The sequence below is a fragment of the Myxococcales bacterium genome (assembly GCA_016703425.1).
Lineage (GTDB): Bacteria > Myxococcota_A > Polyangia > Polyangiales > Polyangiaceae > JADJCA01.
Genome location: JADJCA010000011.1, coordinates 379,140 through 394,669 on the forward strand (window position 1 = coordinate 379,140; position 15,530 = coordinate 394,669).

The 15,530-nt window shown below is 69.8% G+C and carries 11 protein-coding genes; 7 read left to right on the forward strand and 4 right to left on the reverse strand.

Features of this window, described 5'->3' with window-relative positions:
- Positions 1-4: 4 nt before the first annotated feature.
- Positions 5-991, reverse strand: coding sequence for a decaprenyl-phosphate phosphoribosyltransferase (locus IPG50_22465; protein ID MBK6694948.1), 987 nt, complete (start codon positions 989-991; stop codon positions 5-7).
- On the opposite strand from IPG50_22465, the gene IPG50_22470 reads away from it, so the two are divergent.
- From IPG50_22470 to IPG50_22480, 3 genes are read left to right on the forward strand one after another with little or no spacing between them, the layout of a single operon-like run.
- Positions 990-4,811 carry a DUF3857 domain-containing protein gene (locus IPG50_22470; GenBank protein MBK6694949.1) on the forward strand — a complete coding sequence of 1,274 codons (3,822 nt, stop codon included), beginning with the start codon at positions 990-992 and terminating at the stop codon, positions 4,809-4,811. The genes IPG50_22465 and IPG50_22470 overlap by 2 nt on opposite strands.
- Positions 4,808-5,212 carry a zf-TFIIB domain-containing protein gene (locus IPG50_22475; GenBank protein ID MBK6694950.1) on the forward strand — a complete coding sequence of 135 codons (405 nt, stop codon included), beginning with the start codon at positions 4,808-4,810 and terminating at the stop codon, positions 5,210-5,212. The genes IPG50_22470 and IPG50_22475 overlap by 4 nt, the downstream gene beginning before the upstream one ends.
- The gene (locus IPG50_22480) at positions 5,209-9,039 is read left to right on the forward strand and encodes a hypothetical protein (GenBank protein MBK6694951.1); all 3,831 of its coding nucleotides are present in this window, start codon (positions 5,209-5,211) and stop codon (positions 9,037-9,039) included. Before IPG50_22475 ends, IPG50_22480 begins: the two co-directional genes overlap by 4 nt.
- Positions 9,040-9,109: 70 nt before the next feature.
- Here IPG50_22480 and IPG50_22485 read toward each other — a convergent pair whose 3' ends face one another.
- Entirely contained in the window at positions 9,110-9,811 is a 702-nt protein-coding gene (locus IPG50_22485; protein MBK6694952.1) for a tetratricopeptide repeat protein, read from the reverse strand.
- 104 nt (positions 9,812-9,915) lie between these two features.
- On the opposite strand from IPG50_22485, the gene IPG50_22490 reads away from it, so the two are divergent.
- Genes IPG50_22490 through IPG50_22500 form a run of 3 tightly spaced genes read left to right on the forward strand, consistent with a single transcriptional unit; the run spans position 9,916 to position 12,298 of the window.
- Positions 9,916-10,608, forward strand: a complete 693-nt coding sequence (locus tag IPG50_22490; GenBank protein MBK6694953.1) for a class I SAM-dependent methyltransferase — start codon at positions 9,916-9,918, stop codon at positions 10,606-10,608.
- Entirely contained in the window at positions 10,605-11,738 is a 1,134-nt protein-coding gene (locus IPG50_22495) for a FliM/FliN family flagellar motor switch protein (protein MBK6694954.1), read from the forward strand. Before IPG50_22490 ends, IPG50_22495 begins: the two co-directional genes overlap by 4 nt.
- Positions 11,735-12,298, forward strand: a complete 564-nt coding sequence (locus tag IPG50_22500) for a hypothetical protein (protein MBK6694955.1) — start codon at positions 11,735-11,737, stop codon at positions 12,296-12,298. The genes IPG50_22495 and IPG50_22500 overlap by 4 nt, the downstream gene beginning before the upstream one ends.
- Before the next feature lie 53 nt (positions 12,299-12,351).
- Here the strand turns inward: IPG50_22500 and IPG50_22505 are convergent, their stop codons facing one another.
- Positions 12,352-13,212: a hypothetical protein gene (locus IPG50_22505; protein ID MBK6694956.1), complete on the reverse strand. Its 861-nt coding sequence runs from the start codon at positions 13,210-13,212 to the stop codon at positions 12,352-12,354.
- 122 nt (positions 13,213-13,334) lie between these two features.
- Between IPG50_22505 and IPG50_22510 the strand changes: the two genes are divergently transcribed.
- A complete protein-coding gene (locus IPG50_22510) occupies positions 13,335-14,417 on the forward strand; it encodes a pyridoxal phosphate-dependent aminotransferase (GenBank protein MBK6694957.1) in 1,083 nt (360 codons plus the stop codon).
- A 36-nt stretch (positions 14,418-14,453) separates the two neighbouring features.
- Here the strand turns inward: IPG50_22510 and IPG50_22515 are convergent, their stop codons facing one another.
- Positions 14,454-15,209 carry a hypothetical protein gene (locus IPG50_22515; GenBank protein ID MBK6694958.1) on the reverse strand — a complete coding sequence of 252 codons (756 nt, stop codon included), beginning with the start codon at positions 15,207-15,209 and terminating at the stop codon, positions 14,454-14,456.
- Positions 15,210-15,530 lie beyond the last annotated feature (321 nt).

Genomic DNA, 15,530 nt, shown 5'->3' on the forward strand with positions numbered 1-15,530 from the left:
CCGGCTACGTGCCCGGTCTCAGCCGATAGACAATCGCCACGACGACCACGACCCACAGGACCAGGTTCAAGACGAAGGGCACGTCGCGGAGCATCTCTTGCGTGGGGCTCTCGCTCTTGAGGCCGCGACCGCCGCGACCCGACACGAGGTACAAGAAGCGCAAGATCCCGAAGACCGTGAACGGCGCCGTGATCCACAAGAGCTTCGAGTTGAAGAACAGCTGCGTCGCCGGATCGAGCGTGTAGGCCACGTAGGTGACGACGGTGGCGCCGCCGGCGAGACCCAGGGCGACGTTGAGCGCCCCCGGCGTGTAGGCCTCGAGGGCCGCGCGCTGCTTGCCGGCATTCTCATTGGCCAGCTCGTGGCGACGCTTGCCGAACCCCAAGAAGAGCGCCAACAGCGCGGTCGACGCGAGCATGTAGAGGCTCGGCGTCACGTTCGTCGCGAGGCCGCCGGCGACGACGCGAAGGACGAAGCCGAAGGCAATCAGTCCCACGTCGAGGTAGGCGACCTTCTTGAGCTTGAACGTGTAAGCCAGGTTCTCGACGAAATAGACGAGCGCCACGACGCCGAACATTGCGTTCAGCAAGAACGCCATCCCCAGCGAGACCACCACGAGCAAGACGGCCATGGTGCGGGCGAGGCTCTCGGGCACTTCGCCGCTCGCGATGGGGCGCTCTCGCTTCACCGGGTGAACCCGATCGGCCTCGACGTCCACGAGGTCGTTGATCGTGTAAACGGCGCCCGCCAAGAGGCAGAACACCGCTGTTGCCGCCAGCGCCTTGCCGGTGACGGCGAGGTTCAGAGCGGGCCCCACGGGCGTGCTCAAGAACACGCTCTTGTGGAAGAACATCGGAGCGAGAACGAAGAGGTTTTTCACCCACTGGTGAGGCCTCACCGTCCGGACGAGCCCGGCGATCACGGCGGCACCATAGCGCTTTCGACGAACCCCGTCTCGTTTCCTTCTGTCGGCAGCCGCGCCAGAGCCCATGCGGGGCGGTCCCCAACGGGCCCGCCGCGGCTGTGCGGCCTTCGTCGAACCTGCGCACCGAGGTCCCTCGCGCAGCGACGCGCTTGGTGCTTTGCCGAAGGCTCGTTACTGTCTGTGCGTGTTTTCCTCGATGAAGCGGCCGAGCGCTCTCGCCGCGTGGACCCTCGCTCTCGGTTTCTCCGCGTTCCCTTGCGGGGCCGAGGCCAGCACGAAGCCGGCGCGCCTCGCACGAATCGCTGAGCTGCGCGACGCGGCCGGTCGCGGCGCGCCACGCGCCTACGTCGCGTTGCGTGAGCTTTGGCAGGAGTGGGATCAGGGTGATCCGCGCGAAGTGGAAGAGGCGCTCCGCGACGTCGCCGCCGACAAGTCCATCGCGCCGCCCGTTCGAAGCTACGGCGCGCTGCTCGCTGCCTACGCGCGCCGCCGCCGCGGCGACCTCGACGGCGCCGAGAGCCAGATCAGAAAGCTCGGGTTCGTCTCGGCCTGGCAGGTCGTGGGCCCCTTCGACAACGAAGGCAAGACGGGCCTCGCCCGCGCCTTCGAGCCAGAGGTCAGCGCCGAGTCTCCCTCGGCGGCAAAGAGCTACGACGGCAAGGAGCGTCCGGTGCGGTGGCGGCTCCTTCCGAGCGGCGCGCCGTTCGGTTGGATTGATCTCGGCAACGTGATTCGACCCGCGGAAAAGGGCTGCAGCTACGCGTCGACGTACGTCCGCGACAGAACGCTGGCGGACGGGAAGAGTCGCGCCATTTCGCTGTGGGCGGGGAGCGCCGGAGCCTTCAAGCTCTTCTGGAACGGGCAAGAGGTCATGGTCGACCCCAAGTACCGCTCGCTCGACGCTGACCGGCAGGCCGCCGCGGTGGTCCTCGAAGGCGGCTGGAACCGGCTGCTCGTCAAGGTGTGCGGCGAAGAAGACGCGCCGCTCTTCTCGGTGCGACTCGCCGACGACAAGGGCGCGCCCGACGAGCGGCTCGAAAGCAGCGGAGACGCCGCCCACCACGCGGCCGCAGCGACGAAGAAGGGCAGGCGCGCGCCTTCGCTCCTCGCCGGCCCCATCGACGCCTTCGAGCGCGCGGCAAAGGGCGAGAGCGCCGAGGCCCTCGAGGCCTACGCGCGCTACCTGGTCTTGTCGTTGGCCGACGACCCGGCGGAGCGAAAGGCCCGCGAGCTGGCTCGAAAGGCCGCCGAGCGCGGGCCGTCGGTCTCACGCTTGCTCCTTGCCGGCGAGCTCGCCGAGAGCCGCAATCAGCGGGCCCAATGGATCGAGCGCGCCGAGGCGATGGTCGCCAAAGGCGGCGCCACGGGCGGCGTCTCGGAGCGCGATCGCATCGCCGTCTTGCACGCGCGAGCCGCGCACGCGCGGAGCGGCGTGTATTTCCGCGACGCGATGCCCTTCTACGATCGCATCCTGGCGCAAGATCCCGACGACGTGACGGCGCTCTTGGCCCGCTTCGAGCTCTACCTCGAGGCCGACCTCGCGAGCACGGCGACGACGCTGCTGGAACGCGCCGTGACGAGAAGGCCGCGAAGCGTGGCGCTCCTGCGCGCGCTCGCGTCGTCGCTGCGGCAGCAAGGCCGCGTCGCCGAGGCCACAGAGATCGAAGAGCGCTACGCCCAGCTCCGCTTCGACGACCCCGGTTACCTGCGGGACCGCATCGAATTGGCCGTCGCACGCCGCGACAAGGCGTCCGCCGCGCGCCTCCGCGAACGACTCATGAGGGTCATGCCCGATCACTTGCCCACGCTCCTTTGGGTCGCGCGGAGCGCCCTCCAGCTCGGCGAGCCGGAGCGGGCGCTCCCCCTCCTCAGGCGATGCCTCGAGCTTGCCCCCGAAGACATCGACGCGCTCCGCGCCTTGGCCGACGCAAACTCGGTCCTCGGCAAGCGCGACGAGCAACTGGCGCTGCTCCGTAAGGTCTTGGTCCTCAAGCCTCAGGCGAAGGAGGTCCGCGAGTACCTCTCGCAGCTCGAGCCGGAGCGGCCCAGGCCCGATGAAGCCTACGCGCGCCCCTCCAGCGAGTTCCTCAAGCTGCGCGGAGCGCCGGCCGACGGCGCAAGTCAGCGGACGCTCTCCAGCCTGCGAGTCACCACGGTGTACCCGAACGGCCTCGCGAGTCGCTTCAACCAGCTCGTGTGGCAGCCGCTGACGGAGAGCGCCGCCCAGGAGGCGCGCCAATACGCGTTCACCTACGAAGCCGACAGCGAAACGGTGCAGCTGCGCGGCGCACGCGTCTTTCGCAAGAGCGGCGCCGTGGAGGAGGCCGTCGACGTCGGCGAGGGCCCGGCCAACAACCCCGCCATGGTGATGTACACCAGCGGCCGCACCGTTTACGTGCGCTTTGCACGCGTCGAGGTGGGCGATGTCGTAGAGCTTCGCTACCGACAGGAAGACGTCAGCGCCCGCAACGCCTTCGCCGACTACTTCGGCGAGGTCACGACCTTCCCGTCGAACGAGCCCGTGGCGCGCGCCGAATACGTGCTCATCACGCCGAAGTCCCGCACGTTCCATTTCAACGAGCCTCGCGTCGCGGGCCTCAAGCGAACCTCCACAGAAGGCGGGAGCGAGCGCATCGACCGCTTCGTGGCCGAGAATCTGGCGCCGCTCCCTCCTGAGCCGCTGCAGCCGCCTTACAGCGAGCTCTTGGGGTACGTGCACGTCTCGACCTACAAGTCGTGGGAAGACGTGGGCCGCTGGTACTGGGGCCTCGTCAAAGATCAGTTCGTCGCCGACGACGAGGTTCGCCGCCGCACGCAGGAGATCACCAAGGGCCTCACGGATCCGCGCGCCAAAGTGAAGGCGGTCTACAACTGGGTCGTCCAGAAGACGCGCTACGTCGCCCTGGAGTTCGGCATCCACGGCTTCAAGCCCTACCGCTGCGCCCAAATTTTCGCGCGAGGCTTCGGCGACTGCAAAGACAAGGCGACGCTGATCGTGACCATGCTGAAAGAGCTTGGGATCCCGGCCACCATCGTCATCGTGAGGACCGGCATGCGCGGCGACTTCGACGAGAAGCCGGCGAGCCTCGCGCCGTTCGATCACGCCATCGCTTACGTGCCGAGCATGGACCTCTACCTCGACGGCACCGCCGAATGGACCGGCTCCTCGGAGCTTCCAGCCATGGACCGGGGAGCGTTGGCGCTTCAGATCAACGAGGGAAACGCGAAGCTCGTCCGCTTGCCCGACGCGCCCGCCGCGGAGAGCGTCTCATCCAAGACCATCGAGGTGAACCTCGAAGCCGACGGCAAGGCAACCATCGACCTCCGCGCCGAGGTCACCGGCGTTTCTGCGCCAGGTTTTCGCGAGCGCTACCACGCGACCTCGACGCGCAAGGCTCGCTTGCAGGAGGATCTGTCGCAGGAGGTCCCGGGCCTCGAGGTCGCCGCCGTCGAGGCCAACGACCTCTTGAACCTCGAGGAGAAGGTCTCGCTCCGGGTTCGCGGCAAGTCGTCGATCGTGGGAAAGCGAGAAGGCGACCGCTTGAGCCTCGCCGTGGGTCCGCGCGAGTCCATGGTCCGCGACTACGCGGCCCTCTCGCGGCGCTCGACGGACCTCAGGTTGCGCGCCCGCTCGACCACCGAACAAGCTTGGAAGGTGAAGCTGCCGCCGGGCATGAAGGTGGCCGACCTGCCGGCGGCCCAAAGCGGGACGACCCCCTTCGGCAGCTACCGGCTACGCGTCGAACAGACCGGCAACGTCGTCTCCGTCAGCACGACGGTCACGCTCGACAAGAGCCGCATCAAGGCCTCGGAATACGGGGCGTTCCGCACGTTCTGCGAGAGCGCCGATCGCGCGCTCGGTCAACGGCTCGTGCTCGCCCGATGACGTTCCGCGCGGCCTCCCCCGCTTGCCCCGCCTGCGGCGCGCTCGTGTCGAGCCGCGTCCTGTTCGACGTCGCCGTTCTGCGATGCCCGTCGTGCAACGGCGCCTGGCTCGATGGCTTGGCGATGACCGCCGCTTCGCTGGATCGCCGTGAGCCGCGCGCGTCGGCCCTTCGCGCCCTTCCCTGTGTGCGCTGCGGCGCTCCGCTGACGGAGCCCGACGGCCTTCACGAGCTCGCTGCTTGCGGCGCCGGCTGCGGCGTCTTCGTCCCGGCGGCCGCGGCGGACGCGCTGCTCTCGCGCACGGGACACGGCACGCTCCCGCCACCGGCGCCGCACCTCGTCCGTATCTTGGCTATCGTCCGCGCGCTCGAGCGCGAACCCCGAAGCGAGTCCCCATCATGAGCCGTCCCCGCCACCCACGAGCGCTTACCGTTTCCCGCGTTCTGCTCGCCGTGCTCGCCACAGCCACCAGCGTCGGCTGCGCCGGCGCCGCTGCCGACGGAAGCGCGAAGACCTCGGCAGAGTCCTCGAGAGCCGTTCGGTCGCTCGCCACGCTCCGCGAAGACGCGGGCGACGGGGCTGAGGCCCTTGGCCTGTTGGCCCTGGGAGAGATGATCTTGCCGGGCGGGGATCGCACAAGAGCCGTGAGCGCGATCCAGCGACTCGAACAAGACGGCGCGCGCGGCCACCTCGCGGCGCTCGCGCGAGGCCTCCACGCCGAGATGCACGGCCGCCCCACCGCCGCCGCCGACGCGTACGTGCAGGCGCTCCTGGCCGCGAAGGAGAGCGCCGAAGAAGACGTCGCTGTCACCGCGTGGTTCGCGGCGCACCGTATCGGGCAGTTGCGGTCGAGCGTCGCGGGTGTCCTCGAGAAGTACCGACGCGTCTTCGAGGCGCTCACCGTGGCGCCGGGCCAGCTCGGGTGGCGGGCCGTCGCCGAGCTCCTCGACTTCACGCTCGCCGCCGAACAAGCGAAGGCCGAAGGAGAAGGCGCCGCGGCCGCCGAACGCATCGCGGCGCGCGTCGGCTGCGCAAGGCCGGTTCGACTGGCGGGCCCCTTCGGAGCTGGGAACGCCGCGTCCCGACGACGCCACTACGCGGCGGAGCGTCCCGGACCTTGGCCGCCAGTATTCGCCGACGATCCCATCCGAGGCACCACGCCTCGCGTCCTTCGGACGGACCAGCCGCGCTGCCACGCCACGGCTGCCGAGGAGACCGAGGCCGGCGTCTTCTACGCGGAGACCTTCTTCACCGCCGCCGAAGAGACGGATCTCATCGTCGCCGCGCAAGGTGCGCTGGCCGTCTTCATCAACGACGCCCCGGTCCTCGATCGCGATCTACGTGAATGGGGCGTGTGGCAGCGCTTCGGCGCCCGCATCGTCGTTCCCAAGGGTCGCCACCGCGTCGTCGTCCGCTTGCTCGGCGACGGCACGACGCTGCGATTTCTTCGCCCCGACGGCCGCCCCGCCGCCGTCACCACCGACGGCGATCCTGAGAAGGCCTACTCATCGGTGCCGGCCCGGGTGCTCGCCGATCCCAACCCCATCGACGCCATCGTGCGACGTCGCGGCGAGAAGGACGGGCTCCGCGCCTTCTTCGCCGCCTACGTCGCGCACGTCGAGTCGATGGACGACGTGGCCGCCGCGCTCCTCGAGCCGCTCGTCTTGCCGGAGGACGCCGCCGGCATCGCGCTGGAGCTGGGCGCGCTCTACGCGCGCGGCGACACCGCGTACCCCGACGACGCCAAGCGCCGGAATGAACGCGGCCTTCGGACGCGGGCCGCGGCGCGCGACCCGGGCCTTTGGTACTCGCGGGCGTGGCTCGCCATCGACTCCGGTGAGCAACGGGGCGGCGTCGAGGCGGTCGTGCCGCTCTTGGCGCTCTCACGAGAATTTCCCGAAGTCCCCGACGTGGCCGAAGGGCTCGCGCGCCTCTACGGTCGCCTCGGCTGGCGCGGCGAGCGGCTCGCGACGCTGAAGACGATTGGCGCGCGGTTCCCCGACGACACCTCGGGCCTTCGCATGCTGCTCGCGGCCCTCGACGAGGAGGGCCCGCCGGCGGAGGCCGACGCGCTTGCCGCCCGAATCCAGAAGCTCGACCCGGACGCCGAGTTGGCGGTCGACCGCGCGCTCGCGAAGCACGATTTCCAAGGCGCCATCGCGGAGCTTCGCCGCATCCAGAAGCGGCGCCCCGACAAGAAGGACCTCGCGGGCCGCATCGCGCAGGTCCTCGAACAAAGCGGCGATCCCGCGGCAGCGGCCAAGCAGCTCGCGCTCGCGCTCGAGCGCGACCGCAACAACGCGAAGGCGCGCTTTCGCCTCGCCGACCGGGCGCTGGCCCGCGGCGATGAGGCGGCGCTTCGTCGTGCCCTCGCCGAATCGCTCGAGGCCGGCGCCGCAACGAGTGATCTGCGCGACGCCATCGCGCTCGTCGAAGGCGCCACGCACCTTGAGGGCTACCGCATCGACGGCCGCGCCGTGCTTCGCGAATTTGATCGCTGGGAGAAGAGCGGCAAGAAGATGGATGGCACCGCGGCGCGCATCCTCGACTACGCGGCCCTCTGGGTTCATCCCGACGGGACGAGCGAGATGCTCGAGCACGAGATCCAGCGCATCCAGTCGCAAGAGGCCGTCTCGAAGGAGGCCGAACAGCCGCCGCCGGAAGGCCTCGTCTTGCGCATGCGGGTCATCAAGAAGGACGGCAGCGTCCTTGAGCCCGAGCTCGTGGCCGGCAAGCCCACCGTGACGATGCCTCACCTCGAGATCGGCGACGTCGTCGAGACCGAGCGCATCATCCAGACGAGCAGCGACGGCGACCCGCGGCGGTATCGAAGCCCGCACTGGTTCTTCCGCGAAGCCGACAAGGGCTATTGGCGGAGCGAGTTCGTGACCGTCACGCCGAAGGGCAAGGCCCTCGAGATCGAGACCCGCGGCAAGGTGCCGGCGCCGACCAAGAGGTCGCTCGGCGCCTTCGTCGAGCACCGCTTCCGCGTCGACGAGAGCCCGCCGGCGGTCATCGAACCGGATGCTCCGCGGCCCGTGGAGTTCCTTCCGAGCGTACGCATCGGTTGGGGCATCGATCTCGAGTCGACGCTCTTGCGCCTCGTCGACGTTGGCACCGACGAGACACCGCTCGACCCGCGCCTCGGCGCCATCGCCGCCACCATCGTCCGCGACGCGCCGGCCTCCGATCCGATGGAGCGGGCGCGACGCGTCTACCGATGGGTCCTGTCGGCCGTCGAAGAGGGCAACGAGAACGACGGGCGCCGCGCCGTGCTCGCGCGACGTGGCAGCCGCCAAGCTGCGTTCGTGCACTTGGTCCGGCAGCTCGGAATGAACGTCTCGCTCGCCATCGCGAAAAACCGCCTGGCGATGCCCGCGCTCGGAAAGATGAGCGAGGTCGAAAATTGGGACAGCTTGGTGTTGCGCCTCGAGCCTCCCAAGAACGCGACGAAGGCGCCGCCTCCCGCGCAGTGGATGGTCGTGCGCGACAAGTTCACCCCCTTTGGCTTCGTGCCTCCCGAGCTCCGAGGGCAACAGGCCATCGTGCTCGCCGCCGGCGCGCCGCGCGTCACCTTGCCGAGCGAGGGCTCCTCCGACGGGGTCTTCTTCGAAGGGCGCGCCGTCGTCCGGGAAGACGGCGGCGCGAGCCTCGAGCTCGCGCAACGATACGGCGGTCGCATCGCGACGCAGATGCGCGGCGTGCTCGATCGCATCGCGCCGGGCCAGCTACGCGATTTCGTGGAGACGCGCCTCGTCGGCCGGACCTTCTCCGGCGCGCGTATCAAGGACGTTGTCGTCGAACACAAGGACGATCTCGACCTCCCGATCACCATCCGCGTCACAGCCGACGTCCCTGAGCTCGTGCGACGCGGCGAACGAACGAGCGTCCTCAAGCCGGTTTTTCCCATCAAGCTCGTCCAACTCGCTTCGCTTCCGGCGCGAGAGACGCCGCTGCTCTTGCCGACGTCGTCGCACGCCGAGGTCCTGTTCAAGGTCGTCTTTCCCGAAACGTGGCGGATGCCGTCGAGCCTTCCGCCGGGCGAAGTGAAGGACGGCGAGCGCTGGGTCACAGTCAACGACCGTGTCGAAGGGCACACCATCACGCTCGACCGGAAGGTCGAGGTGCCCGCGGGGCGCGTCGCGCCCGGCGGCGACTACGCCGCGCTCCTCAAGTTCACGCGCGACGGCGACGCGCTCCTCGAACGCGAGGTCGCCGTCGGACGGTGACCCGACGGGCGGCGCGCGGCCCGCTTGCGCGTGCCGTTGGTAGGCGCTACGCGCGCTTACCTTGCTGCGCCTACTTGGCCGGAACGCCCGCGTCGCCAGCGACGGGAGCGGCCGGCGCCGAGCCCGGCGGCGCCGCGAGGCCGTTGATGCGCTGTCGCACGCCGACGTAGGCCGCGTCGAGCTTGGCCCACTCGTCGACGAGTCGAAGCCGCTCGGTCGCCGACTGCGGATAGACGCCGCCGTCTTTGGTCTTCGCGAGCTCGCTGTACCGCCGCCAGAGCTCTTTGGCCTCGTCCCACTTGTGGAGGCGCTCCTTGGCGCTGGCGAGCACGAACACGATGCGCGGCTTCGTCGCCGCCGTTTGCGGAGCCGCGTCGTCGGCCACCATGAGCGCCGCCTCCGCGTCCTCGGTCTTGCCTTTGGCCAAGAGCGCCTCGCCGAGCGCGTATTGCGCGACGGCACTGCGCGGCTGAAGCTTCACGGCCTTGCGGAAGGCCAGGAGCGCGCCTTCTGAGTCGCCGTCGACCCATTTCTTGGTCCCATCGACCACCGACGCCATGGCCTCGCTCATGGCGGTCTGGTTGTTCGCGTCGAATCGCTTGGGCGCGTCAGCCGCCTTGTCGGCCTTCTCGACCTTGTCCGTCTTGTCGGACTTTTCCGCCGTCTTGTCGGCCTTCTTCGGGTCCTTGGAGTCGGCCTCGGCGGTCGTCCAAACGAAGGCGACGGAGGCTGCAAGGAGCGTGGCAACGAGGGTGCGAGCGCGCGGCAACATGGCCGCGAGACTAGAGCGTATTTCGTGCCTGCGCGACGCCGAAGTCGGGTTCGACGAGTGGTGTTTCCTTGCAAGCCTTGGAAATCGCCCCGAAGATCTCCCGAATGCTGCCCCGTGTCCTCGAACCCGAGATCATGGACACGGCCCTCGACGCCGCCGACTACGACGCCATGGATCACGGCGCCGTGAACGAGGCCTTCTGCCGTGATTTTCTCGCGGCACGCCCTCAGTTGGCGTGCGTATTGGACGCGGGCACCGGCACCGGGCTCATCGCCGTGGAGCTTTGCCGCCGCGCGCCCGCGGCGAACATCGTGGCCATCGACCTTGCCAACGAGATGCTCGCGCTGGCGAAGAAGAACGTTCAGGCCGCGGGCTACGCCGACCGCATCGAAGTGGCGCGACGCGACGCGAAGCGAACAGGCTTCGACGACGGCGACTTCAGCGCCGTGATCTCCAACAGCCTCGTGCACCACCTGCCGGAGCCCGGAGCTTTTCTCAAGGAGGCCGCGCGGCTCCTCGCGCCGGGTGGGCTCCTCTTCGTGCGCGACCTCGCGCGCCCCGAAGACGAGACCGCCGTGTCGTCGCTCGTCGACCGATACGCGCTTGTCACCGCCACGGACCCGACGCTCCGCTCACGGGAGTCGCGGCAACGAGCGCTCTTCGCGGCGTCGCTTCGAGCGGCGCTCACGTGCGACGAGGTGTCGGCCCTGCTGCCCGACGCGCTTCGGGTCGGGGCTCGCGTCGAGCTGACGAGCGATCGTCACTACACGCTCGTCGCGCGGAAGGCGCGTGCGTGAGCCGCGTCCGCGCGTTTCCGTGGGCCACGCTCGACGCTCTCACGAAAGCCGAGGTCGCGCGCGCGCGCCACTTCGGCGACTTCATCGCGCACCTGCTCGCGACCAGCACGAGCGCTCGCGCCGCGACGCTCCGGGGCCTGTTGGGGGTTTCCCCCGAGGTTCGGCTGCGCGCCATCGACAGCGCGGCATCCGCGAGCGCGCCTGACGACGAGCGCCTCGCGGTGCACCTCCTCGTCGCAAAGACCGAAGTCATCGTCGAGACGGAGAGCGCGCTCGCGGCCGACGTGGTGGCGCGGGCTCTCGAACGAAAGGGACCGTCGCTCCCGCCGCGGGGCACGGCGGCGCTCGCCGGCGCCTTCGGTGCTGTCGCGGTGAGCGCGCTGAGGCGCCTCCGAGCGGACGCCGACGTTCGTCTCAAGTTCGCCGGACTGTCCAAGGACGTCCTGGCGAGGCAGTCTCTGGCGGACCCCGTCGCGGCCCACGTCACGGTGCTCCTCGACGCGGACGCTTACGACGCCCGTCTCGTCTTTTCGTCCCGAGCAGCAGGAAGCGTTGGCGCGCGACCCGTAGGACGGCGCGCCCTCGCGGCGCTCGACGTTCGAATCGCCGTGCCCCTCACCTTGGCGCCCTCGTGGGCGCCGGCGCGCGAGCTTCGTGCGCTCGCGACGGGCGACGTCTGGCTGACGGGAGGCCGCTCGACGGCGCTGTCCTTCGTCCTGGCCGCGCCGGGCGCGCGCCGCGGCGTGCGCTGCACGGCCACGGCTGGGCTGGCTCTAGGCGTGCGCGACGTGGCTGCGGCATCGTTCCAAGTCGTGGTAGGGGACGTAGTCGAGGATTTGACGATGAGCGAAGCGACGGAAGACACCCTCCTCGAATCGGCCCTCGACGCACCGGTGATCGTTCGCGTCGAGCTCGGCGCCGTCGAGCTGTCGGCCCGCGAGTGGGCGAGCCTGCGCGCCGGCGATGTGGTGACCGTTGGCGCTCGCGTGGGCGCGCCCGTGCTCCTCCGCGCGGGCTCTCGCGAGCTAGGCACCGGCGAGCTCGTCGACATCGACGGCGAGGTCGGTGTCCGTGCCCTTTCGATGCGCACCTCGACGCCGCAATCGGCTTCTTTGGAGGGCGGCGCTTGAGCCGGCTTCCTCGCCGACTGAGCGCTCTGGCCCTCGCCGGATTGCTTGCGCACTGCAGCAAAGCGCCGGCGCCCGGCGACGCCGCCGCGCCGGCTTCACTGGAGGCCGCCTCGTCGGGAGGCGCCACAGCGTCCCGCGACGCGGGCGCCACCCTCGCCAAGCCCGCCGCAGACGGCCCAATGACGTTCAGCGGCGAGTACGACGCGGTGGCGGGGACGCTCTACGTGCCCGACGGGGGCGACTACGCCGGCGTGAAATTCCGAGGACTCACCAGCGATCAGGGCCTCGGCAAGGGCACCCTTCGCATCGACATCGACGCGCTCGGACGCGCGACGGGCAGCCTCGACGGCGCCCTCGGCGCGCTGACGCTATCGGGGGCCCTCACCGACAAGACGATTCTCACCGCGCGGCTGGCGCCGGCCGCACCGACGTCGGGCGGCTACTACGGCACGGTGACGGCGGTCCTATCCCCCGCCGGCGAGCTCACCGGCTCACTCAAGGTGTCGCTCCATGACGCGAGCCTTATCCGCGAAGCGAAGCTCTCGCTGAAGCGCAAGTAGCCCTCCGACAAGACACGCCGCCAAGACGGAGCCGACATGGCCGGCGCGGGGCGTCACCCTTCGCTGTCGCCCGCTTCGCTCTCGGTCGACACTTCGCCCGAGACCTCAACGGACATCGTGTCGGGCGCGCTGCGCCAGCGTTCGAGTTCCTTGGCGAGGCCGTCGATCTCTGCGCTGGCCTCCACGAGACCGAGGGCGCGCGCCATGGCCTCGGACGACGGCCCGTGACCGTCGCGGAGTCGGCCAAGCAGTTGCTCCGCCGCCAGCGCCACGGCCTCGAGGCGGAGAGCCTGGCGTAAGAGCTTGTCGGGCGAGGACAGGTGGCTTCGAAGGCCCAACGCGAGGCCCAGCGCGTTCATGCGGTCCATGAGCCAGGCGCGGCTCTCGCGCTCTTCCTCGAGGTCGCGCTCGAGGACGCCGATGCGGCCCTCCATGGCGTTGAGGTCGACGTAGCGATCGACGGGCGTGTCGGTCAGCGCCACGAGGGGGACCTGCGCCAAGCGATCGAGGATCGCCTCTTGGCAGGTCTCGTAGCCGTTGCGCCAGTGTTGACTGGGCCCGGCGTCTCCCTCGCGCACGCCGTTGCGCCGCGCTTCGTCGAGGGAGTCGAGCCGATCGACCCAGGCGCGCGCGTCGAGGAGCTCTTGCCGGAGCGAGCGAAATCGCTCTTGCATGACCTCGCCCTTCTGGCGGAGCGCCTCGTTGTGACGGGCAAACTCATCGACGGTGCGCTCCAGCCGGTCGGCCTTGTCGGCGGCGTGCGCCACGGCCACATCGCGAGCGCTCAAGCCCGACACGCGGACCACCTGGCAGAGCAGCGTGAGCTTCTCCCGCGCCACCGCTACGTAGTCCGCGTCGTCGGACACGAGCTCTTCGATGGCTGCCAAGGCTTCGAGCTCGGCGTCAGTCAGCACGTGTCGATGGATACCAAAGGGCACGACGACGCGCGACCAAAGCGACCGGCTCTGCGGAGGCCAGCCTCGGCAAGCCCGTGTTCGGCGTCGTGTGGCTGTGAAATACGCTCTAGTCTGCGCCGATGCTGACGCGACCGGCGTATCTGGGGTGGGCGCTCGCGCACTACGGCAAGGTCCCCTTCGACCTCGCGTCGAGCGGCATGCCGACGCTGCGCCAGAGCGAGCTCGGCGCGGCGAGCCTTGACGATCCCAACGGCTGGGAGATCTTGCAGGGCGCCATCGCGAAGCACAACGCGGTCACCCGCTCGGAGGCCATCGGCGCGCTGGGCGCGTCGCACGGGCTTTGGCTCGCGTACACGTCGATGATCGACGCTGGCGACGACGTGCTCGTCGAAGACCCGGCTTACGAGCCGTTGTGTCACGCGGCGCGCGCGGCCGGCGGCAACGTCGTTCGCTTCGATCGGGGCCCCGACGTCAACTACGCCCTGGACCCGGAGCGCGTCCGGGCCGCCATGACCCCGCGCACCAAGGTCGTGGCCATCTCGAACCTTCACAACCCGAGCGGTGCGCGCGCGAGCGACGACGCCATGCGCGAGGTCGCCAAGGTCGTCGCCGATCGCGGCGGCTACCTCTTCGTCGACGAGGTCTACGCTCCCTTCGACGACCTGGTCGACGAAGCGGGGATCTTCCACGGAAGCGCGAGACGCCTCGCGCCGAACGTGGTGGCCACGGCGAGCCTCACCAAGGCCTACGGCCTTGGCCCGCAGCGCATCGGGTGGGTCTTGGGCCCGCCCAAGGTCATCGACGCCGCCATGGACGCCATCGTGGCCTCCGTCGGCGTCTTGCCTATCGCGTGGATGCACCGCTCCGCGCTGGCCCTCTCTCACGTGGGCGCGCTCTCGGCGCGTTCACGCTCGCTGCTCGGCAAGAAGCGCGAGCGCGTGGCCCGCTGGATGCGCGAGCAAGAGAACCTCGCGTGGAGCGCCCCACCGGCTGGACTCTTTGGCTTCGCGACACTTCGCCGCAGCGCCGCCGACCTTAGGCCGGTGATCGAGCGCGGCATCGAAGCGCACGGCGTGATCGTCGCGCCGGGATCTTTCTTCGGAGTTCCAAACGGCTTTCGCCTCGCCTGGTCGCTCCCGGAGGAGCAACTGGACGAGGCGCTTCTTCGCCTGAGCACCGTGCTCACCACCGCGACGTCGTGAGCGCCGCGCGCGAGCGCCGTTCGTATCAGGAGCCGATCAGAAGAGGCCGCCGAGCAAGCCGCCGAGGCCGCCACCGCCGCCGCCGCCGAGCAGACCGCCAAGCGCGCCGAGGCCACCCGCGGGGTTCGCGCCGCCGCCACCGGTGAGGCCGCCGAGGCCCTTGATGAGACCGCCGACTTGCCCTGCGATCTGTCCGATCTGCGGGTTACCCGTCGCCTGACCGAGGAGGTTTCCGATGGGCCCGATGGCGGCGAGGGGGTTGCCTCCCTGAAGCGCGTTGAACACGCCGGGCAACGCACCAAGCGCGCCAAGCGGGTTGGCTTGCGGCTGCTGCGCAACGGGCGCCTGTTGGAACACCGGCTGCGGCGCGAAGCCTTGGCCGCCTTGCGGGGCGAAGGGCATGAAGCCGCCGTTGGCGCCGTAGGCCGGTTGCCCGAAGCCTTGTTGGAAGCCGGGTTGAAACCCCTGTTGGAATCCGCCGGGAGCGGCGCCGTATTGCGGCGCTTGGATGCCGGGCGGGAGCGCAAAGCCTCCTTGCGGTGCCGCCACCATGTAAGGCTCCGGCGCGAAGCCGCCCTGCGCGCCGAACGCGGGCTGCGCACCGTACGCGGGCATCCCAAACTGACCGGCAGGCGCCGGCGCACCGTACATGCCCGCCTGGGGATCGAACTGGTTGGGGTCGAAGGCGCCCTGCTGCTGCGGGAGCCGCGCGCCCAGCGCACCGACCGCAATGCCGCCGCTCACCGCGTCGAGCGAATCAAGGTCGATGGAATCGAATTCGTTGTTGGGCATGATCGACATCTCCGAGGACGAGAACTGCAAAGGCTCGGCCACTCGGAAGGAGCCTTTTCGCCCTCGTATTTCGCGGAAATTTTGGGCGCACACATCGCCGCCGGATCCGGTCCTCTCCGCACTGTCGCCTCAGGGAAACTCAGGGACGCTGTAGGTCTTCGAGGAGAGCGGAACGCTTCGCAAGTCCGCGCCCTGCACAGAGAATCAGCGGTCGACGCGGCGACGCGAGCGGGCGTCGCGCCGGGCTTCGGTCGCGCGGGGCCGGGGCGGGGCCCGCGGCGTCGATGGTGTGCATGCTAACGATCGACCTGCGCGGCCATG

Bases quoted from the DNA above. Each gene is read 5' to 3' on its own strand.
- IPG50_22465 (MBK6694948.1), bottom strand. From the start codon at position 991: ATGGGCTCTGGCGCGGCTGCCGACAGAAGGAAACGAGACGGGGTTCGT.
- IPG50_22475 (MBK6694950.1), top strand. From the start codon at position 4,808: ATGACGTTCCGCGCGGCCTCCCCCGCTTGCCCCGCCTGCGGCGCGCTC.
- IPG50_22515 (MBK6694958.1), bottom strand. From the start codon at position 15,209: ATGCCCAACAACGAATTCGATTCCATCGACCTTGATTCGCTCGACGCG.
- IPG50_22470 (MBK6694949.1), top strand. From the start codon at position 990: ATGCGGGGCGGTCCCCAACGGGCCCGCCGCGGCTGTGCGGCCTTCGTC.
- IPG50_22480 (MBK6694951.1), top strand. From the start codon at position 5,209: ATGAGCCGTCCCCGCCACCCACGAGCGCTTACCGTTTCCCGCGTTCTG.
- IPG50_22485 (MBK6694952.1), bottom strand. From the start codon at position 9,811: ATGTTGCCGCGCGCTCGCACCCTCGTTGCCACGCTCCTTGCAGCCTCC.
- IPG50_22510 (MBK6694957.1), top strand. From the start codon at position 13,335: ATGCTGACGCGACCGGCGTATCTGGGGTGGGCGCTCGCGCACTACGGC.
- IPG50_22490 (MBK6694953.1), top strand. From the start codon at position 9,916: ATGCTGCCCCGTGTCCTCGAACCCGAGATCATGGACACGGCCCTCGAC.